Here is a 23,825-nt window from a genome sequence, read left to right on the forward strand (position 1 = left end):
GATCCTATCCGTTTAGAGACTCATTGGACATGGTTTTCAGTCACTCAGCACTTTCTTTTCAGATCCTCTCGCCCCACCTTCATCTCCAGAACTAGGTGCAACTGCTGAACTCTCACCTTTTTTCATAACTATAAAAATATCGTATCGAGTGCTGCGGTTATCGCTGACAGCAGATGTCACCCCAATTGAGCGAGTTGCATCTAGAAAAATTTGTTGTTCAGGAAATAAATTATTGAGAGTAAAGTTTTTAACAGCCATTTCCATATCCACAAAAAACTGCCCATTGATAGGATTCAGTTCCCTGGGAACCGTATTTTGAAATGGCGAAGTACTGGCTAGGTTACTATCGGGCTTTGGCAGGATTTTATCTGTAATGGGAGCGCCCACCACTAAAAAAGCAATATCATCATCTAACCAGCCACGGCTAGCAGTTAAAGTATTAAACGGAGTAATCCAATTTACAACCGGTTTACCATTAACTGTAATCGGTTGAATTTGGAACTGATACTGGCTTTTCATCACCTCATCCAGCTTTTTCAAAGATGCTTCCGCAGACTCCCGTAGGCTTTCGCCATTAGCAGCATCTTTTGCTTGTGCCATGAATAATAAACCTGCGCGGAAATCCTGGGAAGCACCATCACTTGAGCTATTGGGAATCACCGCCACCGAAAACTCACCTTGCATCCAACTCAGAAAATCTTGATCTAAATCCAAGTCAGTCAGTGACTTCACACCACTCCGCAGCTGTTCCGGTGATATGGGCGACAGGGGATTTTTTTGTGATGTTAAAACATAATCTTCCCAAAACCTCTTTAAGTTACCCCCAGACAGCATCATTAAGGTTTCGGCTGGTACACGATTTTGCATCTTCCCAGCCTTGTTTTCCACCTTCAATACGCGCTGACTTTGGGGATTTAGCCATGAAATGCCCTTAAAGCGGATTCCTTCCGGTTCCACAGTCATAGATGCTGCTAAACCTTGGTTATTTTGCAATTGAGCTAAAACCTGAGCCGGTAAAGGACGATTGGGAGCCGCCGCAGCTATTTTGGCAGCCATTGGCACATTCACATAAAACTGAGCAAAGGGGCGATAATTAGAAATTTTGGCAAAGTTATCCCTAAAACCACCGACTGTTGCTAGGGATGCTTGACCTTTATATGTATCAATTACTCGTTCCGTAGCTTGGGGACTATCAGTAATTACGAGAAACTTTTCATCTAGTAATGTGGCTGAAAGCTTTTCCCCTGATTGATTATCACTTTGTCTAATGGTAATTCCCTGATAGGTGCGCTCAGTCCATTTACCTTGTTTTAGGGTTTTAGGTGCTGTCAAAATGCTTTTTGCTGCTTCGAGGTTGTTCACAGGTAATATAAGCATCGACTGTTGAGCGCTACCCGCATCTCCATTATTTTCCACTGGTTTGAGTGCAGGTGGGATTGTCGGTGGAGACAAAATTGCTAAGGTAACTTGGTTTCCTACCCAAGGAGCGATATCTTTCTGAAAGTCATAACCATTATTAGTCAGAAAGCGATCGCGCAGCTGGACTAAATTTTGATTAATTTTTGCTTGGGTTTCTGTTGTTCCCAACTCCTGCAATTTCTGCCATTGTTGAGCATCAGTAGTTAAAGAAACCGTAAACAAGGCATCTTGAGGAATAATATTTACACCTACAGGTAAGCCTCTAGAAGATATTTGCTTCTGGGTTAAAAACCAGTATGCTGCACTCCCCGCACCAATTAATAATCCAGCAGTCAGTAGTGTCAGCAGCAGAGATGGTTTCTGAATTTTCTTGTTTTTAATCACAGACACAATAGGCAGAGCCATCGAAACCTATACCTTAGCCTTGAATTGAGCAGACAAGTTTTCTGGGATACCTTTTCTCTGGATTAAGTAGGTAGGTGGGAATAAATCCAACTATATTAAGCAATGTAAAATTGGTAGTAATTTATTGTGTAGTAAGGGCTTCAGCCCTTATCTGAGGACTAAAGTCCTGACTACAAACCTTTAATTATTTACACTGTTCTACTTAACTCCGCAAAGATACATCCATCACTCCCAGCACTTTGAGGGTATAACTAACTTCCAAAACCTGCAAGATGTATCCTAGACGGCACTCTAAATTCATGCTGTATTTAACCCCTACTAGACTCATTAGCCCAATTCACTTTTGTCGGACCCAAGTATTTGGTTAGATAAGGCGAAAATACTTCGTATATTAAAGTCAGGGGCTGTCCGTGATGCCAAAACAAGTAATGACGACCCCAAAAAGGTCCAGATACCTCAAAACCCGACTCTAACGCCGCCGAATCACCGTAGTATATGCCTTGAATATCCCGATATAACTCTGTACGAATACGTGCTAAACTTGCCCAAATTGGTAGTGAACGATTTTGCAAAAATTCATCTACATGACTAGCTTCCCACCATGAAGTGGCATAGCCTAATCGCTGACCGGAAGCCGTGCGTAACCATACCTGTCGCCGCAGTCGTGGCCCTGGTACAGCTTGAATCAGTTCTGGCGCTTCATCTGAGTTCATGCCAATCAAAGACATATCAATCACATCTACTTCTGTGGGTTCGCCAGTAAGTAATTGTAAATGCCTTGTGGGAGAGCCGTCACCTAAAAGTAATAATTGCCATGCAGGTGCTAACTGTGAGTGCGGCAAGCCTTTTTGAATAACCGCCTCTCCCCCTTGCCAAATTGGAGTCAGCCTATGCCATGCTGTTGGCAACGTTGAGTTATTTTGACCTGTAAAAATTGCAGTCAATGTTCTTCACAAAAGTTAACCTACTTCTATGAAAGCACAAAAATTTTGCTTCCTGTAGCAAGTTGATCCCTAAAAACGTCAAAAGACGCTGCGATCGCAACGTCCCTTTCAGCTAGAAAATGCGGATGGCGAGACTCGAACTCGCAAGGCAAAGCCACACGCACCTCAAGCGTGCGCGTATACCAATTCCGCCACATCCGCGCTGGTTATCCAGAAATTAAAGCATAGCACACAAACAAAAAATATAAGCAGAAAATACTTAAATTTAGTAAAACTTACCAATAAATTAAGTGGAAGTAGACACCAATTTCAGGAAGGAGGATATATAACGGACAAAAATTTAGTAGCTCTACAGGATAAGATGCCAACTACCCTCACAAAAAACTAGTTAAGGAAAGCAACTCCAGACTAACAAATGCAATATTGTTAATCTAGTTAAGCCCCGTAGAGACAGGAAGCCAAATCCTCTCTCAACTTTGCTCAGGATACGGCGAGAAAAACTCCTGTCATAATTTGAGATAAAGCAAAAGCATTGTGGCACATGGGATGGGAGACAATAACCATCTACTGGTACTGATATCGAAGCTAAAAAATGAAGTTTGACAAAATATTAATTGCTAATCGGGGAGAAATCGCCCTTCGCATTCTCCGAGCCTGTGAAGAAATGGGCATCGCCACAGTTGCGGTTCACTCCACCGTTGACCGGAATGCTCTCCACGTCCAACTTGCTGACGAGGCAGTTTGCATTGGTGAACCTGCTAGCGCTAAAAGTTATTTGAATATTCCCAACATTATTTCTGCCGCCCTCACACGTAATGCTACCGCCATCCATCCTGGCTATGGATTTTTAGCAGAAAACGCCAGATTTGCCGAAATTTGTGCAGACCATCATATTGCCTTTATTGGCCCCACTCCCGAAGCCATCAGGCTCATGGGAGATAAATCCACAGCCAAAGAAACCATGCAAAAAGCCCTAGTACCAACCGTACCAGGTAGTGATGGGCTAGTCGAATCTGAGCAAGAAGGATTGCTAATTGCCAAGGGTATGGATTATCCGGTAATGATTAAAGCTACTGCTGGTGGCGGTGGCCGAGGAATGCGTTTAGTTCGTTCTGAAAGTGAATTTGTCAAGCTTTTCCTAGCAGCCCAAGGAGAAGCCGGAGCCGCCTTTGGTAATTCTGGCGTTTATGTCGAAAAATTTATTGAACGTCCCCGCCACATTGAATTTCAAATTTTGGCAGACAATTACGGTAACGTTATTCATTTGGGTGAACGGGATTGCTCAATTCAGCGCCGCAATCAAAAGTTACTAGAAGAAGCTCCTAGTCCAGCACTTGACCCAGAACTTCGAGAAAAAATGGGACAGGCTGCGGTCAGAGCAGCCCAGTTTATCAACTTTACTGGGGCGGGAACAGTGGAGTTTCTTCTAGATCGGTCTGGTAAGTTCTACTTTATGGAAATGAACACCCGGATTCAAGTTGAGCATCCTGTCACAGAAATGGTTACAGGAGTAGATTTAGTTGCCGAGCAAATCCGTATTGCCCAAGGTGAAAGATTGAAGATTACCCAAGACCAAGTAATCTTAAGGGGTCATGCGATCGAATGCCGAATTAACGCCGAAGACCCAGACCATGATTTTCGTCCCGCACCAGGGCGGATTAGTGGTTATCTTCCCCCTGGTGGTCCCGGTGTCCGCATTGATTCCCATGTTTACACCGATTACCAAATCCCCCCTTATTATGATTCCCTCATTGGTAAATTAATTGTTTGGGGACCAGACCGCGCCACTGCAATTAACCGTATGAAACGCGCCTTGCGAGAGTGTGCCATTACCGGACTTCCGACTACTATTGGATTTCATCAAAAGATTATGGAACATCCACAATTCTTGCAAGGTAATGTCTACACTAATTTTGTCCAGGAGATGAAACTTTAGGGACTGGGGACTGGGAAATGTGGGAGATAAAGCCACCTCTTCCCCCCTGCCTCTTCCTCCCTAAAAACGAGTCATCATAGTGAGTAATCCTTGCTGACCGAGGAGAATTTCCCGAATCAGGCTGAAAATTCCTACCCAAAGAATCGGGGTAATATCTACCCCACCTATGGGTTGTACTAGCTTTCGCAATGGCACTAAAAAGGGTTCAGTAGGCCAAGCTATTAGGTTAAAGGGCAAACGATTGAGGTCTACTTGTGGATACCAAGTGAGAATGATGCGGAAAATAAACAAAAATATCATCAGTCCCAACACAGGGCTGAGAATCCAAATACTCAGGTTAACACCAGTCATCGGTTTGAGCTACTATTTGTGAACTTAGAAAGAATTTAGGCTACAGCCAGCAAATTGGCAGCTTTGTTAAGTATTCTTTCTTTAATTTTAACCAAGGACAGTTTTTTGTACAGCAGCAATAGCTCATGTCTCAGCACTCAGCATTTTTTTTGGTGAGACAGCATATTAGAATTATGATGAAGTGTGTAAAAAAAAGGTTTAAAACTATGACGCCTTCATTAGCAAATTTTCTTTGGAGTCTGCTTTGGGGTGGTTTGATTGTAGTAGTCCCCACTACAGTTGGGCTGATTTTCATTAGCCAAAAAGATAAAATCCAGCGCTCATAATGCTGGGGAGAGTCGCTTTGACTCTCATTTTCCACCGATTGTCTGTCAGTTATATCCCCTTACCGAATTGCACTAAAAGCATCCAGTCCTCTCACTGAGGACAAGGTATACTTAGCTGACAGACATCGGCTTTTTGATCTGGCGGTGAACAACTTCAAGCGCTCTGTTTGCCAGAGGCTTTGAAGCTTAGATATATTGTGTATATTGTGCCTGATTAGAGTAGTGATTTTAATTGTGACTCGCTAATATAGACTTGACATTTGGAAAACAACAATGATCTATTTTGGGCTGAACTCAGCCACCGTTCTGGCTCAAGTCAATTTTGGGACGAACTCAGCCAGTATTCTAGGAATTTTCCTGGCTGTGTCTGGGGCAGCACTGTATTTTCTCCGCACTGTGCGTCCAGAATTGTCAAGAGATCAAGATATCTTTTTTGCAGCTGTGGGCTTGGTGTGCGGCTTTATTCTGATTTTCCAAGGATGGCGTTTAGACCCAATTTTGCAATTTGGACAGTTGCTGTTAGTGGGTTCAACTGTGTTTTTTGCGGTTGAAAGTATTCGTTTGCGGGGTATAGCTACTCAACAAGCTAAACGTAACACTCCTATTGTGGATGATGAGCGAGAAGTTAGCAGAAACTATTCTTACAATCGCAGAGGATATGATGCTGAGGTGGAGGATGAATTTGAACCACTGCCTTATGAAGAAGAAGAACCCCCTGTACGTCCTCGGATTCGGGGTAGCAGGGATACTCGTTCTCCTCGTGATGACTACTATGAGGAGCAACCACCACGCCGTACAGAACGCCGGAGCATTAGGGAAAAACCAGAAACTGGAGAGAGAAAGCGTCGTCCTAGTTCTGCCCGTCGTGTAAGTCGCAGTTCTGACAGTTTTGAGCAAGAAGATTGGAGTAATTCTACTAAGCCAGTTGATGATTGGGAAAGTCCAGGAGGGGAGGTGAGAAAATCTTCTCGTCGTGGTAGTAATAGACCACCGCGTCCAGAAACTTCTGACCAGGATATTCCGCCCAGAACTAGAAAGCGTCGCCCACCGGCTGAGTCGAGTTCGCGGAGACCCCGTGAGGATGATGATGCTATACCAACTGAATATGTACCATATAACCCGATGGAAAAACCCAATGAGGAGCCAGATAATTCAACTGACTTTGATGATGATATTATTTAGCTATTTTGGGCAAATATTAGGTCTGGAGGCGATGGAAAACAATTGAGGTGAAAAGACTTACGCCTAGATTTTGGCTCCAAAAACCAATTTATTGGAGCCTGGTTTTTAGCTTTAGTAGTTTATTGTTATCTTGCAGTGCTAACAATATACCTATAGGCTCTACTTCTCTCAATAGTCGTTACACTGAGGAGCAACCAGCTTTAAGTGGAAATGGGCGCTTTTTGGCGTTTATATCTAATCGGAATGGTAGTCACCAACTCTTGGTTTATGATTTGCAAGAACAACGGTTGGTTAATACACCAGGTTTAAATAGACCACAGACAATTACTGAAAGTCCGAGTTTGAGTTATACCGGACGTTATATTGCTTATCTGACCAGTGATCAAGGTAGACCTGTGGTGGCAATGTATGATCGAGCTACGCAAAAGTCACAAATTGTTACTCCTACTTATCGCGGTTGGGTGAGAAATCCTGGTATTAGTCTAGATGGACGTTATATTGTGTTTGAAAGTGCTAGGCGTGGTCAGTGGGATGTTGAAGTTTTAGACCGGGGACCGAATATTGAGTTAGATATTCCTAGTGGTGCGAGTGTAAACTAATTGAATAAATGGTATGAGTTTTGACCATTGACTCATGGCTAATGAATCATAAAACTATTTTTATACCTATATTTGTTGGGAGCTTGGGGTTATTGGGTGGCTGTGTTGGCTATCCTCGCCTGATGAATTATCCTTTTGATCCTGGTGGTCGAGGTCTTAATAGCCCAGCCTCGGAACTAAATCCCCAATTTGCGGGGAGATATCTTGTGTTTACGAGCGATCGCCGGGGGAGTCAAGATGTATATATGTTTGATACAATCACCCGATCTTTGGTCAATTTACCGGGTTTAAATTCCTTAGATACCATCGCCTCTGCTCCTAGTGTGGCTGAAAATGGTCGCTACATTGTTTTTGCTGCGAGTCGTCAGGGGCGATCTAGCATTTTTCTTTATGACCGAGAAACGCGACAATCCAGAAATTTAACGAATAATTTGCAAGCAGAAGTCCGCAACCCTACTATTAGTGCTGATGGTCGTAGGATTGCGTTTGAGTATAGTAACAATGGGCAATGGGATGTTTTAGTTTATGAACAATCGGGACAAAGGTTAAATATATTTCAAGATCCTCGTTAAAGGTTCTGATTCTTCCTCCTACTTCCCACTCTCTACTTCTTGCACAGATTCGATGAGCGATCGCACTTCTTGAGTACCTTGGGAAGGTTCAAAGTGAAGTGGAAATTTACCCCGAACTATCATCCGCAAACCCAGAGGTGCAAGGCTAAGTAATCCTTTTAAGTCTTGAAAGTAGTTACCAACAACTTGAATCCCAAATTGACGTTCATCTATCCAACCACCTGCTTTCACCAAATCTACTAATACTTTACGGTGACGAATAGAACGACTGTCTTGAGCTTCTTTCCGTTGCAGAATTTCCTGTTTAATTTTAGTGATTTGCTCTAATGGCGATACTTCCATTGGACAAACTGAATCACAGTAAAAACAACGAGTACAACCCCAAACTCCTTGAGTTCCTTCGTTATAACTTTCGAGGCGATTTTCAGTGTCACTATCACGAGAGTCGGCGACCATACGATAGGCTTTAGCCAAAGCATGAGGACCAACAAAATCTGGATTCACTTCCCGCGCATTACATTCAGAGTAACAAGCACCACACATGATACAATTGCCAGTCTGATCCAAACGCGATCGCTCCAGAGGTGTTTGTAAAAATTCCCTTTCTGGAACTTTTCTTGCTGCTGTACTAACATAAGGAGCTACTGCATCTAAATGATTCCAGAAACTACTCATTTCCACCACCAAATCTTTAATCACGGGCATATTACCTAAAGGAGCTACCGTAATTTCCCGAATCTTGTTGGCGTTATTCTCCTCACCAGATATTTCTGGGAATCGAGCCAATTCACTCCCAACATTTTCCTTGCAAGCGAGAGCGGATCGGCCATTAATTCGCATAGCACAGCTACCACAAATGGTATTGCGGCAATTTTTGCGAAAAGCTAGTGTTCCATCTTGTTCCCACTTAATTTTATTGAGGCAATCTAAGATTGTATTGCCAGAATCTACCTCTAAAAGGTAACTTTGTACCACAGGAGAAGAATTTTGTGGCTGCCGAATGATTTTAAATAGAACTTCCATTATCACTAACCAAAATCTTAAAATTAGATTACTAGCCGCAGAAATCATGAGTCAAGGCTGGTGGTTGGACAAATTGAGCTACACTCTGTTCCCCTATTGCCAGCCAACTGTTAATAAGCTGCTCATTAAAGCGTAACTGATTCTAGTTTAAGGATAACCATTAAAATTTAATTTGCAGAAGTTTGACAAGTGAGATTCTTCTCAAGCTCTAAAATCACAGGGAAATAGGGTAGTGAGGGAAGCATTTAACTTACTTGTTTGGCGGCACAAGGGCAAATAGGTTGTGCAGGCGAAAACATAAGTTGATTTTCTGCATAGTCAAGATATCCCAACTAAATGCCATGATGTTTCTCAATATATCTTGATGCTAGGACTAATGGGAGGCATTGGTTGTAAAAGTCCCTATTCTAGTTGAAAAGGGCAGTTTTTGTGGGTATGGAACTACTAAAATTGTGGATAAACATCTGCTGACAATCAATCATTTGAAAAATATGGGGAAATTTATTCTTCCCCAAGACAGACGTATATAATTTCTGTCTGCTTTGTTTTTGGTGAGAATAAACCAAGAGAATATCCTCTCTTCGTTTTGTTTTTACCAAATCAAGGAAGTCTGGCATTTAACTCACTTGTCAAAACTGTTCGTCTAAATTTAGATTAATTTTTATAAAAGCCATGCTGCAATACTCACTAGGGTAATAAAGCGGAAGAAAAATCCTCAGCCCTTTTTGCCACCCCAAGGTTAGATTTTGAGATTAAAGTCTCCTAGTAATTTAATTTTAAAACTAAACAATTATTTTGCTATTATTAGTTCATGCTAGTATTTAATATAAAATTATGAAGCAACAAATCCAGTACCAATAGCTGCATCAGCACGTCTAATCCTGATTTGTTAATTCGTAATGTAGAGACCAAAATATTTATGTCTCTACAGGTAGGACAAAGGTGTATGTCCGTAAGAGCCTATTCAAATACTATGCTGTCCTGGGCTGGAGAGTCAGAGTAGGGAAAACCTAACAACTCAAGGGCAATAAAGGCCAGCACTGAAAGTTGAAAGCCTGCAATTTATTGGGTCTACGACTTATTTGTAGTAGCATTCAAACGACTTGTGAAGGGGGCTGAAAATTACACCACTACAGTAGCGCCAAAAGAGAAAATCAATTGGTTTCCGATGGCGAATTATTGTGAAAAGTGCTGTAAGATCACCAAAATTAATATTTGTGGACACCATGACCTCTAAACTGTTGTGGGTAACCCTAATATAGGCACTGATAGCTCAACCTATAAAGAGGAATAAATTCCTCACCCTACAGTCATGAGTAGTCAAATACTGGCATGAAACAATTTCGTTTATCAGTTTGGAGAGAGTAAGGAAAATTTGAGCGTAATGACTGAAACTGCAACCGCACCATTAACTGGAAAAGCATTGCTTGCTAAGGTAAAAGAACTATCTACTTTACCCCGCCGAGAAAGAGCCAAGCAGTGCGGCTATTACACCGTTACTAAGAATAATCAAGTTCGCGTCAATCTCACAGATTTTTATGACGCTTTGCTATCGGCTAGAGGAATTCCTCTTAGTCCTGAAGCACCCAAAGATGGCCGTGGTCGTGAACCGACATATCGTGTTAGCGTTCATCAAAACGGTCAAATTGTGATTGGTGCTACTTACACTAAGGCAATGAACTTAAAGCCGGGAGATGAGTTTGAAATTAGACTGGGATATAAGCATATTCACTTGATTCAACTTGGTGAAACTGATAAAAAAGCCACCTCAGAAGATATAGACTCTTCAGAGTCAGATGAAGATTCGGATGAGTAAGAGTAAGTTTGCTGATGCTATGAATAAGTTGAAGGTGAAGGCTGGATAACTGATTCCTATGACTACAGCTAACTGCTAATTATATTGGCTGAAATTTTATAAGATTGTGAAAATACGATTAGACCCCTTGCAGAAATCACAGACTTTAGTAGAGTCTTGATAAATAAGCAAGCAGTCTATCGTGTTTTTTTGTGTCTATTTTCATAAACATAGCCAATAATCTCCGAGCATTTATAGAAGATGCATCAGTGCTGGTTGTAGTGATGACATTTTTTATCAGCTGGATAGGATGCTGGTTCCCAATAGCAGCAATAGTAGCAATTACACTTAAATGGGAACCGAATAAACCTTTACAGCCAGAACAAAAATTACCTTTATTAGTGCCACTTTACCTTTTAGCTCCCCTGGTTCTCTGGGGTGTTATTTGGCTATTGCATAAATCCTTTTCAGATTACGGGTTAGTGGCGAATGTTTCTCTACTCAGTTCCCTGGCGCTAGGTTTTGGGTTGGGAGTCATCAGCCTCGCAATCATGTTTACTTGTCAATTCTGGCTAGGCTGGTGCTATTTGGAAAAATCAAATATTAAGTTGATACCATCTATTTTGCCATCTATTTTATTGATAGCGTTGTTAGTTGGGGGGATAGAAGAGTTAGTTTTTCGTGGTTTTTTGTTAACTGAGTTAGAGCGTGATTACTCAGTATGGGTAGCTGGTGCAATTTCTAGTTTAATTTTTGCCCTTTTGCATTTAGTCTGGGAGCAAAGGGAAACTCAACCGCAAATTCCTGGATTATGGCTGATGGGAATGATGTTGGTGTTGGCGAGGATTGTTGATGGCGGTAGTTTGGGTATGGCTTGGGGATTACACGCAGCATTAGTTTGGGCGATCGCCACTGTAGATACTGCCGAACTAATTACCTATACTGGTAAAGCTGGGGAATGGTGGACTGGTAAAAACAAAAAACCCCTAGCTGGGGCGACGGGAATTATTTGTGTGTTGGGTACTGGGTTAATTCTCTGGTTATTATCGGCATATTAAAACCATATTCCAGCAGAATAGACGAAGGTGGGTTACGATGTCGCCAACCCACCCGAAAATTTTGGGTTATGGGAAAGGGCTGATCGCACCCCACTAATTAACTAATGAAATGTAGCTGGCTCATTACCGTACTGATGAGACTATGGGTAATAGGGAGGCTATCGATCACCATACCCAAACACAACAGCATCATGTAAGAGATGGAATAAAGAAACAACTCTCTAGCTACAGTCCGCTCGTCGGGATTTTGTAATAAACGCCAAGATTTGTGGATAAATAATCCTCCCAGAGTCACTGCGATCGCCCCATAGACAAATCCACTGGCGTGCAAGGGATAAACTAGTAACAGAGTGGCTACCACTGTGGTGATTGTGTAGTACCAAATCTGTTTAACAGTTACCATATTCCCCTCAATCACAGGCAACATGGGGATACCAACTTTAGCGTAATCATCCCGAATCATCAGCGCTAGCGCCCAGAAGTGGGGAGGTGTCCAGAGGAAAACTATGGCAAAAATTAACCATGCAGACCAGCTTAAAGTACCCGTGACCGCAGCCCAACCCACCAAGGCAGGAATTGCACCAGCCGCCCCGCCAATCACGATATTTTGAGTGCTGTGGCGTTTGAGCCAGTGGGTGTAGATTAAGACATAAAAGACAATGCCAGAAAAAGCTAGACCAGCAGCCAGTAAATTTGCGAATACTGCTAGTAGCGTGAAAGACATCACCGCCAGGGCGATCGCAAAGATTAGCGCATCACGAGGCTGCACCTTACCAGAAGGAAGAGGACGATGGCGCGTCCGTTCCATATCATAATCAATGTCCCGGTCATAGATACAATTAATTGTCTGAGCGCTAGCAGCAGCCAAAGTACCACCAGTAAGAGTTACTAGCAGCAACAATGGATCTACTTGTCCCGCAGCAGCAATCCACATACTTCCAGCCGTAGTAATCAACAGCAACGGAATAATCCGGGGCTTTGTTAGTTGGTAGTAGCTTTGGATAACTTGCAGAAATGTTTGGTGGTGGCGAGAGACATTAGTCTCAATCATGTTGGCTCTTGTTCCTTATTTTTCAACAACTTTGATGCAGCTCCTACTCCTACGGAGTTGACATTAAAAATATTGACTGAGGCTGAGGGAATATGAAGAAGATAAGGAGGATGGGGAATGATTTTCCCGGCTCCCCCATTTTCCCTACGCTCAGACTGTCTCAGAAAATTGAAAATGTTTGTGGGAGTGCAAGCAGTTTTAGTTTTTATGGTTTTACGGGTTCTAGATGTGATCTCAAATCCTTTTGATCACTAAATGATTAATGAGCTATTAGTCATCAATCATCACAGGAATCAGCAAACGAACTGGAATTAATTTATGCATTCGATCCATCTGCTGTTGTCCGGGTCGAACCAACAGGGTAAGCGTTGATTTCACGGCTTGTACTCCAGTCGCGCACTGCTAGAACTGTAAAAGCTACTAAACTACCCAGCAAAACAGCCCCAATAGTTTGGTGAGAAACCGTCAGTAGCTCGACTTGGAGATGTAATCGGAAAGTGGCAACTCCCAAAAGTATTTGTAACATCAACAACCCACCAGCCAGATTTGCCAGTCGTCGCAAAGCTGGATGGAGTGCCGGTGTTCGCCAGGAGATAAATACTACGGACAAAGTAGCCACTGTTGGCGGTAGCAAGCCAAAAATATGGCTATACATCACATTACACAGCTGAGAGTCGCCAAAGCATTGGTGTAATGCCCAGCGAGATCCCACCAAAGCGCCTAGTATACTTTGCAAGTAAACAAAAATAACGGCACTTAAACCCAACCAAGGTAACTTACCGACAGTTCCAGTTCCTTGATAGGGGGTGAGGGCGAGACCGACAGTGAGTAAGGTAGTGAAAAACAATAGCGCCGTTCCCAAATGGGCGGTAACAATATCAAACCGCAACAGTTGAGTGACGGTGAGTCCTCCTAAAATACCTTGGAAGACTATTAAAAACAGGGCAAATGTCGATGCCCAGGGCAGCCAAGTTGGTAAAAAACGGCGATGCCACCAGGATAAACCAGCTAGGGCGATCGCGCTTAAACCAATTAATCCGGCATCCAATCGGTGAAACCACTCCAAGAAAACTTGAAGATTCATTTGTTTTGTTGGAACTAGTTCCCCATAGCATAATGGCCAGTCGGGGCAAGCCAGTCCAGCATTCATCACACGGGTAGCACTGCCTATGGCCATCAAAATTAGGGTGGCTATGCACATTTTCCACACCAAGCGACGAATCACTTCCTTGGGCTTTCGCTGCTCGGCTGCCGCTTCATTTTGTTGTTCTAGGACAAATTCATTCATCAAGAATACCTTCCGCCCGCTCTTAGTGGTAGCTCTCTTAAAATTTTCAATTTTTTAGTACTGACCCATCTACACCCTAACGTATGAGCCAGAGTTGAAAAGATTAGCTTGCACTTATCTTGCACTTATACTTTGGATCACTTTCGCTACTTTTAGCCGGAGCTTTAGGTATTTTTTAACCTGTTAATAATTGATCTAAATTCTTTGTGAAATTTTCCCACGGATTTTTACTGAGTTACATCTAATTTTGGCAGTATCTAATAAATCTCTTGTACCCAGAATCAGCAAATTAACTAGAAAAATTAATAAAATCTTAAAACCATGAGAATCCAAATATTATTGCCTGTACTACCTTAGTAAGTGAGTAGCATAGAGATAACGTAGTAAATTCATTTAAGTAAACCGTGAAGATTCCAAGTTCCATCTGGACATTAATAATTGGTGTCGTACTAACGCTAGTAAGCCTTTGGTACGGTCAAAATCACGGTCTGTTACCAACAGCCGCCACAGACGAAGCTTTGTTAGTGGATGGTTTGTTTAACACGATGATGATCGTTTCCACAGGTATATTCTTACTTGTCGAAGGTATTTTGATTTACTCAGCAATTAAATATCGTCGCCGGGCAGGTGATCATGAAGACGGGCCAGCAATTGAGGGCAACGTACCTTTAGAAATCCTCTGGACGGCAATCCCAGCCATTATCGTTCTCGGTATATCTGTTTATAGTTTTGAGGTCTACAACGATATCGGTGGCTTTGATCCTCATTCAGTCCATGAAGCTCCGATAACTCAGGAAGCTATGACAATGCCAGGGAGTGCGATCGCGGCCACTTTAAGCGATACTCCTCCCGGAATTGGGGCTACTCCTGAAAGAGAGGATCTACCGCCAGAACTCCGAGTTAATATCACTGGTCTACAATATGCGTGGATTTTTACTTATCCTGATACAGGCATAACCACAGGTGAGTTACACGTTCCAGTCGGTCGGGAAGTCCAAATCAATATGACAGCTAATGATGTCATCCATGCTTTCTGGGTTCCAGAGTTCCGCTTGAAACAAGATGCTATCCCCGGTAGACAAAGCGAGATTCGGTTCACACCCAGATTAATTGGTAGTTATGACCTGATTTGTGCCGAACTTTGTGGCCCTTACCACGGTGTGATGAAAAGCCAAGTAGTAGTAGAAAGCCAAGAAGCTTATGATGCTTGGATGCAAGAACAATTAGTTGCTAGCAATGACACTTTAAATCAAGCTGTTGCTGTTAATTCCAGAGATTTATCCCCAGATGAATTTCTCACTCCTTACACTAAGGACATGGGAATACATACAGAAATAATCAATCAAGTCCATCAAGTCCACACTGGTCATCATCAGTTGATAACTGTTAACTGATAACTGATAACTAATTCCTATGACACAAACTCAGTTAGAAAAAACTGCCAATACTCCGCCTCATATAGAAGAACCGGCAGAAAGACATTGGCGAGACTTTTTTGGTTTCAGCACCGACCATAAGGTGATTGGGATTCAATATTTGGTTACTTCCTTTGTTTTTTACTGCATTGGCGGCGTAATGGCTGACTTGGTACGGACAGAACTACGTACCCCAGAAGTAGATTTTGTCAGCCCAGAAATTTATAACAGTCTATTCACACTGCACGCCACAATCATGATTTTTTTGTGGATTGTGCCAGCAGGTGCTGGATTTGCTAACTATCTGATTCCCTTGATGATTGGGGCGAGAGATATGGCATTTCCTCGCTTGAATGCTGTAGCCTTTTGGATGATTCCCCCAGCCGGGATTTTGCTCATAGCTAGTTTAGCTCTGGGTGATGCACCTGATGCGGGTTGGACTTCCTACCCTCCTTTGAGCTTGGTAACAGGTAAAGTCGGTGAGGGGATTTGGATTATGAGTGTCCTGCTATTGGGTACGTCGTCGATTTTGGGAGCGATTAACTTTCTAGTTACTATTCTCAAGATGCGTGTTCCCAGTATGGGAGTGCATAAAATGCCGTTGTTTTGCTGGTCGATGTTGGCAACTTCGGCTCTGGTACTGATATCTACACCAGTGCTAGCAGGGGCGCTGATTCTCCTGGGCTTTGACTTATTAGCAGGGACAACATTTTTTAACCCCACTGGTGGGGGTGATCCGGTGGTTTACCAGCATATGTTCTGGTTCTATTCCCACCCGGCGGTGTACATCATGATTTTGCCTTTCTTTGGGGCGATTTCCGAAATTTTGCCAATTCATGCCCGGAAGCCAATTTTTGGCTATAAGGCGATCGCCTATTCATCCCTAGCTATCAGTTTCTTAGGGCTAATCGTCTGGGCGCACCATATGTTTACCAGTGGTGTCCCCGGTTGGTTACGAATGTTTTTTATGATCACTACCATGATCATTGCAGTACCCACCGGAATTAAAATTTTTGGTTGGTTAGCAACTATCTGGGGTGGCAAAATCAGCTTGAATAGTCCGATGATTTTTGCGATGGGCTTCTTAAGTACCTTCGTGATCGGCGGGATCAGTGGTGTGATGTTAGCCGCAGTCCCCTTTGATATTCACGTTCATGATACATATTTCGTCGTAGCACACCTGCACTATGTTCTGTTTGGTGGTAGCGTTTTAGGGATTTTTGCCGCCATTTACCACTGGTTCCCCAAAATGACTGGGCGGATGATGAACGAATTTTGGGGCAAAGTTCACGCGGTATTAACGATTGTCGGTCTAAATATGACTTTCTTGCCCATGCACAAGCTAGGGCTGATGGGAATGAACCGCCGCATTGCTCAATATGACCCCAAATTTACCTCTTTGAATGAAATCTGTACCTACGGATCTTATATTCTGGCGATTTCCACCTTACCTTTTATCATCAATGCTATTTGGAGTTGGTGGTATGGACCAAAAGCTGGTGATAATCCTTGGCGGGGACTCACCCTGGAATGGATGACTACTTCACCACCAGCCATTGAGAATTTTGAGGAACTCCCTGTGTTAGCTACTGGTCCTTACGACTATGGCGTAAGTACAAAGGAAGCAGATATGCAACCGGTGTTAAACATCGAACCTGGCGTTTAAGAAGAAGCATGGGGGCAGGGGGGCAGGGTGCAGGGTGCAGGGGGGAAGAAACTTCCCAGTACCTAGTCCCCAGTCAAGTTACAATACATTTTTAAAGATTCATGCAAAGTCAAATAATTGACCCAGGGAAAACTGAACTGAATCATCATTCCGCAACTGTAGATGGTCATCATGAAGCACATCCAGATCATCGTCTGTTTGGGTTAGTGATGTTTCTGATCGCTGAAGGAATGATTTTTGTGGGGATGTTCGGAGCTTATTTAGCTTTTCGTTCTACTCTACCTGTATGGCCTCCAGAAGGTACGCCAGAATTAGAACTATTACTACCCGGAATTAATACTATCAATCTGATTGCGAGCAGTTTTGTGATGCACAATGCTGATACTGCTATCAAAAAGAATGATAACAAGGGTATGCAAATTTGGTTGACAATTACAGCTTTGATGGGTGCGACTTTCTTGGTGGGTCAGGTATATGAATATGCCCATCTGGAATTTGGTCTGACTACCAATTTGTTTGCTAGTGCATTTTATGTTTTAACTGGCTTCCACGGTCTGCACGTTACTATCGGGGTTTTGGCTATTGTGGCTGTGTTGTGGCGATCGCGCGTTCCCGGTCACTATAGTAATGAACAGCACTTTGGTATTGAAGCTGCTGAAATCTATTGGCACTTTGTTGACGTAATTTGGATTATTTTGTTTGGATTAATCTACTTACTTTAAGTCTTGATGATTAGTTATTCACTCTAACCAAATAAATAAGCCTCCAGATGGGGGCTTTTTTTATAATTTTATTGATGTTGTATATTTCCTAGAAAAGACATTTCTCTCTCATCTTACAGAAATTGATTAAGCAGATATTAGGCTTTCCAGGAACAGTGACAGCAGCTGATGCAGAATAATCTTTTGTGATTAATGGGTGGGTTCAGCTGTTGCTAACCCACCGAAGTAAAGAGTTAATTTTATGACACAAACAATCAGAGCTAATTACTAGTTGGTGCAGATCCCCAAATATTAACTCTGCCATCAAAACTACCACTGGCGAGGATTTTACCATCAGGACTATAGGCGATCGCACTCACCCAATCTGAGTGACCAATCAGTGTATTTACTAACTCTCCTGTAGTTAAATTCCACAACTTTATACCATCTCTGCCAGCACTGGCTAAAGTTTGTCCGTCAGGGTTGATGGCGATCGCATTCACCCAGTTATTATGTCCTGTGAGGGTACGCACTGGCTGGCTAGAATTGAGATTCCAAATTTTAATGGTGCGATCGCCGCTAGCCGTGACAAAATTAGCACCATCTGGGGTAAAAGCTAAGGTGGTTACTATCTGGGAATGTGCCTGAAATTCACGGATTAATTCCCCAGTATTCAAGTTCCACAGCTTAATCACACCTTTATTATCACCACTAGCTAAAGTCTGACCATCAGGACTAATTCCTAGTGTATATATAGAATTATCAAAGCGTGCTAAGGTCGCCAGGGGACGCTGCTGTAAAAGATCCCACATCCGAATCCCGTCTAAAGCACCACTGACAAGAACTCGACTATCAGGAGACACAGCTAAAGACATCACATTAGTGCTGTGTCCTACAAAAGAGCGACTAAAGCGATTATTTCTCAGATTCCAAAGATTAATTCTATTATCACTGCTACAGCTAATCAAAGTTTGACCATCGGGCGAAATAGCTAAAGACTGCACCCCAGACTTATGCGCTTTGTTAATCCGCGCCTTTCTTTCACCAGTGGCGCTATTCCACAATTCGATAATCCCATCATTTTCACCACCGCCACTAGCTAGAATTTCGCTATTGGGACTAAAGGCTAGAGATTGCACCTTTCCTTTATGTCCAGCGAAACTGTAAAGCAGTTGGGGATTGGTAATTGCAGTTCTGAATTGAGTCTGTGGTATTAATTCCACACCATCATTAGCATTAGCAACTTCAAACCCTGTCCACAAAGTCACTGGAAAGGCGATCGCTGCCATCAATGCCATAATCATGTAGGGGTGCAGTCCGGAACCATCACCATTTTTTCCCTCACTCCTCACTATTTTTCCTCACTTTTAAGATACTTACGCCAATGAAAATTACCGATTTATGTCTTTAGCGGTGTGGTTTTTTCTTAGAAATAGTCAGAGTTGGTAGAGTAGAGCTAGATGATTGCTGAGGTAAGTAATGTTGTACTACCGGTTCATCGGCTAGAGGGAGTCTTTGCTGCATCCGCCATAACTTAAAAGCTAGGCTGATCCCGGCTGTTCCCAGACCAACAGCAAATAATGACCAACTATCATCTAGTCCTCCAATCAGCGCATCCACCACACCTACTGTCATTAATACGCTGATTATCGGATCTCTTCTGTACGCTGACGTTAAAAAACGAGGTAAGACAGCATTCATCACAACTTGGTTTATCCAGATTACCTTATGTGTTACTTGATCAAGAATACCTGCTATCTCAAAACTAGACAAAACTAGAGTTGATTTCTGACTTCATCGGGAGCATGGGAGCAGTTATCCCTCAGTCATCTGTAGCAGAGTGCTAGGCGAACACGCTGTAGCTTCATATATTTATTATGACTGGCTTTAAATCACTTACAAGGGAATAACCGCCATTTCGACAGTGATAGATTCCGCTAAATATAAACATTTAAATCTTTTTTTACTATCCTGGCGTGGTTTTTGCATAACTAATTAGTGAGTTTAGGCAAAAACTTTAAAATAATACCAACAATTTTTCTGTACTTTGGCTGTGTAGACGCTAAGTTCTGTTGAGAAGTTTCGTGATTACCGACATTTTCAGAACCAGCCAGTTTTTCCAGCTGGTTCCCAGACTTCTAATTACTAGCTGACAACTTCTAGTTTGATGCTAGTTACTATGACTATTTCAGGCCTAGCCATGCTAGCACACCCTGATTAGAGAAGTATTCAATGACGATCATTAATAAAAAGCCAATCATTGCGGCTCGGCCGTTTAAGCGTTCCGCATATTCATTAAAGCCAAATTTCGGATCTTCTAACTTGGGGGTAATTGTTGGTTGTGATTGTGTCATTTTCTCGAAACCTCTTTTTAGCAAATGGGTGTTAAAACAGTCAACAGATGGGGGCGATCGCAGTTCTTGCTATCAGCGTTACTGGCAAAAAGAAAGCCCTACCAACAGTATTGTAACAATTTGTAATTATTTTTTATATATTGTATAAACACTGGGGCATTAGTCAAGATCAGGAATTAAAAAATCTAACTTTGTAGTTAGTGATCCCGAATACTGAACTGCAAGTCTGATACTGGCAAGCTAAAGTGAAACAAAAAATCATTAGAGGCGGAACATGGAAATCGGCGTTCCTAAAGAGTTTAAAGATCAGGAGTTTCGAGTCGGGTTGAGTCCTTCTAGTGTCCGGGTACTGCGAGAAAATGGTCATAGCATTTTTGTTCAGTCTCAAGCAGGTAGTGGTGCGGGATTTACAGACACAGACTATGAGGACGCAGGGGCTGAGATTGTCTCTACACCGGAAGCAGCTTGGAATCGGGAATTAGTGGTCAAAGTTAAAGAACCTTTACCTCAAGAGTATAACTTTTTACATAAAAACCAGATATTATTTACTTATCTGCATTTAGCAGCCGATCGCAAATTAACCGAGCATTTAATTAATTGTGGCACTTGTGCGATCGCCTACGAAACCGTAGAACAACCCGGAGCCAACAAACTACCACTCCTTAGCCCCATGAGCATTATTGCTGGTCGCCTAGCAGTACAATTTGGAGCCAGATTTCTCGAACGCCAGCAAGGTGGAAGAGGAGTGCTTTTAGGTGGTGTCCCCGGAGTCAAAGCCGGAAAAGTCGTCATCTTAGGCGGCGGCGTTGTCGGTACAGAAGCCGCTAAAATTGCCGTAGGTATGGGTGCTGCTGTACAAATCTTAGATGTGAATGTCGAGCGTTTATCTTATCTAGAAACCCTATTTGGTTCCAGAGTAGAATTACTTTACAGCAACTCTGCTCACATCGAAGCCGCTATTAAACAAGCTGATTTAGTCATTGGTGCTGTATTAATTCCAGGACGCAGAGCGCCCATATTATTATCCCGCGAATTGGTGAAACAAATGCACCCAGGCTCTGTAATTGTAGATGTTGCAGTTGACCAGGGTGGTTGCGTGGAAACACTACACGTCACATCCCACACCAATCCTGTATACATTGAAGAAGGTGTCGTACATTATGGCGTTCCTAATATGCCCGGTGCAGTACCTTGGACAGCAACACAAGCACTAAATAACAGTACATTACCCTATGTTGTGCAGTTAGCAAATCTCGGCATCAAAGCATTAGATATTAACCCAGCATTAGCTAAAGGCTTAAATGTCCAGAACCATCGCTTAGTACATCCGGCCGTACAAGAGGTTTTCCCAGATTTAGTAAATTAATAATTTCGTGATTCCTTCAGGCTAGAGCCTGAAACAACATAAACAAGGCCTGCTTTTGCAGGCTCAACTTTTTCTAGTTAATTAACCAGAATTTAGATGATTTTAAGGTATAATTCATTGTAATGAAAAATAATTTTATCTTGATAGCTAGTTAGTAGCATCCGCTAACAACAATGAAATCTCTATGCTAAATATATGTAGGGTGTGTTATGGCTTTAGCCTAACGCACCGTCTTCCAGGTCTTGGTGCGTTACGCTGTCGCTAACACACCCTACTGGCGTGACTGGAAATCTAACTTTCTGAAGATTCATTTTGATAAAAAATATCATAAAATTCGGCGGCGAAATTTTCTTGACCTAATTCAATAAAAAGTAATTTAAGTTGCTCAAATGTGTTTTCTGTTCCAGAGCAAAAATCCCAAAACTCATTTTCAACCCAGATATCTTTGTTCACATCCAAGGAACAATTAATTAACTTACTTTTTTATTATTAAAAAATTTTCTAATGGATTTTTTGAGATTTTCTTTAATTATCAGTTTAATATTTTCGTCCATTTTCAACTTCGATAAATTAAATTTGCAATTGGATTTTTATAATTCAAGACTTTGAGATATGAGTAAGATGAATTTCTGCCTTTTCAGCCAGTGGGTTTATCCCAAGTATAAATTTTGCGCGTAGCGGCATTAGCAGTTTATCCTTTATCCTAAATAGTGTGGCTAACTAAGGTAGGAAATTAGTGGAATTTTTATCTGATTCACTGGTGTTATCACGGATGCAGTTTGCATTCACTGCACTATTTCATATGATATGGCCTGTCCTCACTACAGGGATGGGGATTTACCTAGTTATCGTGGAGGGAGTGTGGCTAAAAACTCGTAACCCTGATTACTATCTTCATGCTCGTTTTTGGTCGAAGTTTTACGTCCTTAACTTTGGGATTGGTGTCGCAACCGGTATCCCGATGGAATTTCAGTTCGGGACAAATTGGGGACCCTTTTCTGAAGCTGTCGGAAACTTTTTTGGTAGTGTTATCGGTTTTGAGGCTTCTTCGGCGTTTATGCTAGAAGCGGCATTTTTAGGGATTATGTTATTCGGCTGGGAACGGGTCAGTCCCATAATTCACTATCTGGCGACCATCTTGGTAGCTGTAGGTGCGAATTTATCAACTCTGTGGATTTTGACAGCTAATTCCTGGATGCAAACTCCTGCGGGTGGAGCAATGGTTGATGGTAAATTTGTCGTCAGTGATTACTTTCAAGCAGTTTTAAATCCCTTCATGGTTAATAGTGTGCTGCATATGTTTTTCGCCACACTAGAAACTTCTTTGTTTGTGATTGGTGGTATTAGCGCTTGGTATATTTTAAAGCAACGCCACCAAGGTTTTTTTACTCGGTCTTTAAAGATTGCTTTAGCAGCTGCGATCGCAGTCGCACCATTACAGATATATATTGGACACTTAAGCGGCGAACAAGTTTATCACTATCAACCCACCAAACTCGCAGCAATGGAAGCCCAATGGGAATCCTCCCCAGCTGGACAACCTGCTGATTGGAGTTTACTCGCTATACCCAACGAAAAAGCCCAGAAAAATGACTGGGAAATCACCGTTCCCAATGCGCTGGGCTACATTCTGGAATTTAAGCAAAACCTTTCAGAACCAGTACGGGGTTTAAAGGAGTGGAAACCAGAAGATCGTCCCCACATGGTGGGTTTAATTTATTACGCCTTCCGCACCATGATCGCCATTGGCTTTTTCTTGGCTGGGTTAATGCTGTTAAGCACTTTGCAATGGCTACGCGGTAAACTTTCACCAGAAAATATTATTCAACAACGTTGGTTGATGCGGGCTTGGATATTAGCCGCACCTCTGGGATATATCGCCATAGAATCCGGCTGGATTGTGCGCTGTGTGGGTAGACAACCTTGGACACTTTATGGACAAATCCGCACCGTTGATGCTGTGTCTAATGTACCGTCTAGCAATGTTTTAGTTTCACTCAGTAGCTTTGTTATAGTCTACAGTTTGCTATTTATTGCAGCTATATATTTCGGTAGTCGGATTATTCGTCAAGGACCAAATCTGGATTTACCAATCCCCGGAGTAGAAGTTAATAAACCCGCAGTGGACACTGCACCTGGAGAGTTTAGACCGGATGAACGTCCGGTGGAAGCAGAACAATAGGCTTTGGGGGGGGATGTTTCGGGGGTTTACGACGGAAATACAGGGTTGACAAATATGCTTTCCTATCAACCAGGATATAAATAAATCCGCCCTCACTCCCAAGCTGTAAAGGTGGGTTACGACGGAAATATATTTTGAGTATTGTGCAAAGTTTTGTCGCCGTCTAACCCACCCTACTCTGGATTTTTGACA

Annotated in this window: 22 protein-coding genes and 1 tRNA gene; 12 read left to right on the forward strand and 11 right to left on the reverse strand. The window is 42.4% G+C overall.

The window, feature by feature from the left end; genetic code table 11:
• Nucleotides 1-36: 36 nt before the first annotated feature.
• The 3 genes from VB620_RS01815 to VB620_RS01825 all read right to left on the reverse strand — a co-directional run bounded on the left by VB620_RS01815 (nt 37) and on the right by VB620_RS01825 (nt 2,969).
• A complete protein-coding gene (locus VB620_RS01815; protein ID WP_323194423.1) occupies nt 37-1,824 on the reverse strand; it encodes a DUF3352 domain-containing protein in 1,788 nt (595 codons plus the stop codon).
• A gap of 308 nt (nt 1,825-2,132) precedes the next feature.
• On the reverse strand, nt 2,133-2,768 hold the full coding sequence (locus VB620_RS01820) for a chorismate lyase (RefSeq protein ID WP_323194424.1): 636 nt from the start codon (nt 2,766-2,768) through the stop codon (nt 2,133-2,135).
• Between the two features lie 120 nt (nt 2,769-2,888).
• Nucleotides 2,889-2,969 (reverse strand) — tRNA-Leu (locus VB620_RS01825).
• Nucleotides 2,970-3,360: 391 nt separating this feature from the next.
• Between VB620_RS01825 and accC the strand changes: the two genes are divergently transcribed.
• Nucleotides 3,361-4,704, forward strand: a complete 1,344-nt coding sequence (accC, locus tag VB620_RS01830) for an acetyl-CoA carboxylase biotin carboxylase subunit (RefSeq protein WP_323194425.1) — start codon at nt 3,361-3,363, stop codon at nt 4,702-4,704.
• A 60-nt stretch (nt 4,705-4,764) separates the two neighbouring features.
• On the opposite strand, the gene VB620_RS01835 is transcribed toward accC, so the two are convergent.
• Entirely contained in the window at nt 4,765-5,055 is a 291-nt protein-coding gene (locus tag VB620_RS01835) for a YggT family protein (RefSeq protein WP_323194426.1), read from the reverse strand.
• A gap of 206 nt (nt 5,056-5,261) precedes the next feature.
• On the opposite strand from VB620_RS01835, the gene psbX reads away from it, so the two are divergent.
• The 4 genes from psbX (at nt 5,262) to VB620_RS01855 (ending at nt 7,734) form a co-directional block, all read left to right on the forward strand.
• Nucleotides 5,262-5,381 carry a photosystem II reaction center X protein gene (psbX, locus tag VB620_RS01840; RefSeq protein ID WP_323194427.1) on the forward strand — a complete coding sequence of 40 codons (120 nt, stop codon included), beginning with the start codon at nt 5,262-5,264 and terminating at the stop codon, nt 5,379-5,381.
• Nucleotides 5,382-5,654: 273 nt separating this feature from the next.
• A complete protein-coding gene (locus VB620_RS01845) occupies nt 5,655-6,563 on the forward strand; it encodes a Ycf66 family protein (RefSeq protein WP_323194428.1) in 909 nt (302 codons plus the stop codon).
• 47 nt (nt 6,564-6,610) lie between these two features.
• Nucleotides 6,611-7,162: a TolB family protein gene (locus tag VB620_RS01850; RefSeq protein ID WP_323194429.1), complete on the forward strand. Its 552-nt coding sequence runs from the start codon at nt 6,611-6,613 to the stop codon at nt 7,160-7,162.
• A 41-nt stretch (nt 7,163-7,203) separates the two neighbouring features.
• Nucleotides 7,204-7,734 carry a TolB family protein gene (locus tag VB620_RS01855; RefSeq protein ID WP_323194430.1) on the forward strand — a complete coding sequence of 177 codons (531 nt, stop codon included), beginning with the start codon at nt 7,204-7,206 and terminating at the stop codon, nt 7,732-7,734.
• Between the two features lie 18 nt (nt 7,735-7,752).
• On the opposite strand, the gene VB620_RS01860 is transcribed toward VB620_RS01855, so the two are convergent.
• Nucleotides 7,753-8,757: a succinate dehydrogenase/fumarate reductase iron-sulfur subunit gene (locus tag VB620_RS01860; RefSeq protein ID WP_323194431.1), complete on the reverse strand. Its 1,005-nt coding sequence runs from the start codon at nt 8,755-8,757 to the stop codon at nt 7,753-7,755.
• Between the two features lie 1,384 nt (nt 8,758-10,141).
• Between VB620_RS01860 and VB620_RS01865 the strand changes: the two genes are divergently transcribed.
• Both VB620_RS01865 and VB620_RS01870 read left to right on the forward strand, forming a co-directional pair.
• Nucleotides 10,142-10,573, forward strand: coding sequence for an AbrB family transcriptional regulator (locus tag VB620_RS01865; RefSeq protein WP_323194432.1), 432 nt, complete (start codon nt 10,142-10,144; stop codon nt 10,571-10,573).
• A 263-nt stretch (nt 10,574-10,836) separates the two neighbouring features.
• Nucleotides 10,837-11,610 carry a CPBP family intramembrane glutamic endopeptidase gene (locus tag VB620_RS01870; RefSeq protein ID WP_407674176.1) on the forward strand — a complete coding sequence of 258 codons (774 nt, stop codon included), beginning with the start codon at nt 10,837-10,839 and terminating at the stop codon, nt 11,608-11,610.
• 97 nt (nt 11,611-11,707) lie between these two features.
• Here the strand turns inward: VB620_RS01870 and VB620_RS01875 are convergent, their stop codons facing one another.
• Together VB620_RS01875 and VB620_RS01880 are read right to left on the reverse strand one after the other, a co-directional pair.
• Nucleotides 11,708-12,661 carry a heme o synthase gene (locus VB620_RS01875; protein ID WP_323194433.1) on the reverse strand — a complete coding sequence of 318 codons (954 nt, stop codon included), beginning with the start codon at nt 12,659-12,661 and terminating at the stop codon, nt 11,708-11,710.
• Nucleotides 12,662-12,977: 316 nt separating this feature from the next.
• Nucleotides 12,978-13,949, reverse strand: coding sequence for a COX15/CtaA family protein (locus VB620_RS01880; protein ID WP_323194434.1), 972 nt, complete (start codon nt 13,947-13,949; stop codon nt 12,978-12,980).
• A 404-nt stretch (nt 13,950-14,353) separates the two neighbouring features.
• Here VB620_RS01880 and VB620_RS01885 point away from each other — a divergent pair, with 404 nt between their 5' ends.
• The 3 genes from VB620_RS01885 (at nt 14,354) to VB620_RS01895 (ending at nt 17,752) form a co-directional block, all read left to right on the forward strand.
• On the forward strand, nt 14,354-15,343 hold the full coding sequence (locus tag VB620_RS01885) for a cytochrome c oxidase subunit II (protein ID WP_323194435.1): 990 nt from the start codon (nt 14,354-14,356) through the stop codon (nt 15,341-15,343).
• Between the two features lie 19 nt (nt 15,344-15,362).
• Nucleotides 15,363-17,030: a cytochrome c oxidase subunit I gene (gene ctaD / locus VB620_RS01890; protein WP_323194436.1), complete on the forward strand. Its 1,668-nt coding sequence runs from the start codon at nt 15,363-15,365 to the stop codon at nt 17,028-17,030.
• Between the two features lie 101 nt (nt 17,031-17,131).
• On the forward strand, nt 17,132-17,752 hold the full coding sequence (locus VB620_RS01895) for a cytochrome c oxidase subunit 3 (RefSeq protein ID WP_323194437.1): 621 nt from the start codon (nt 17,132-17,134) through the stop codon (nt 17,750-17,752).
• Between the two features lie 260 nt (nt 17,753-18,012).
• On the opposite strand, the gene VB620_RS01900 is transcribed toward VB620_RS01895, so the two are convergent.
• From VB620_RS01900 to VB620_RS01910, 3 genes are all read right to left on the reverse strand, one after another.
• Nucleotides 18,013-19,083 carry a WD40 repeat domain-containing protein gene (locus tag VB620_RS01900; RefSeq protein ID WP_323194438.1) on the reverse strand — a complete coding sequence of 357 codons (1,071 nt, stop codon included), beginning with the start codon at nt 19,081-19,083 and terminating at the stop codon, nt 18,013-18,015.
• 55 nt (nt 19,084-19,138) lie between these two features.
• Complete coding sequence (locus tag VB620_RS01905; RefSeq protein WP_323194601.1) at nt 19,139-19,432, reverse strand: hypothetical protein; 294 nt, start codon at nt 19,430-19,432, stop codon at nt 19,139-19,141.
• A 482-nt stretch (nt 19,433-19,914) separates the two neighbouring features.
• The gene (locus VB620_RS01910) at nt 19,915-20,085 is read right to left on the reverse strand and encodes a chlorophyll a/b-binding protein (RefSeq protein ID WP_323194439.1); all 171 of its coding nucleotides are present in this window, start codon (nt 20,083-20,085) and stop codon (nt 19,915-19,917) included.
• A 274-nt stretch (nt 20,086-20,359) separates the two neighbouring features.
• Here VB620_RS01910 and ald point away from each other — a divergent pair, with 274 nt between their 5' ends.
• Entirely contained in the window at nt 20,360-21,451 is a 1,092-nt protein-coding gene (gene ald / locus VB620_RS01915; RefSeq protein WP_323194440.1) for an alanine dehydrogenase, read from the forward strand.
• A 291-nt stretch (nt 21,452-21,742) separates the two neighbouring features.
• On the opposite strand, the gene VB620_RS01920 is transcribed toward ald, so the two are convergent.
• Entirely contained in the window at nt 21,743-21,904 is a 162-nt protein-coding gene (locus VB620_RS01920; protein WP_323194441.1) for a hypothetical protein, read from the reverse strand.
• Nucleotides 21,905-22,187: 283 nt separating this feature from the next.
• On the opposite strand from VB620_RS01920, the gene VB620_RS01925 reads away from it, so the two are divergent.
• Nucleotides 22,188-23,633 (forward strand): cytochrome ubiquinol oxidase subunit I, encoded by a 1,446-nt coding sequence (locus VB620_RS01925; protein WP_323194442.1) that lies wholly within the window; start codon nt 22,188-22,190, stop codon nt 23,631-23,633.
• The last annotated feature ends 192 nt before the right edge of the window (nt 23,634-23,825 follow it).

Origin of the sequence: Nodularia harveyana UHCC-0300, assembly GCF_034931085.1 — a bacterium.
Taxonomy (GTDB): Bacteria; Cyanobacteriota; Cyanobacteriia; order Cyanobacteriales; family Nostocaceae; genus Nodularia; species Nodularia harveyana.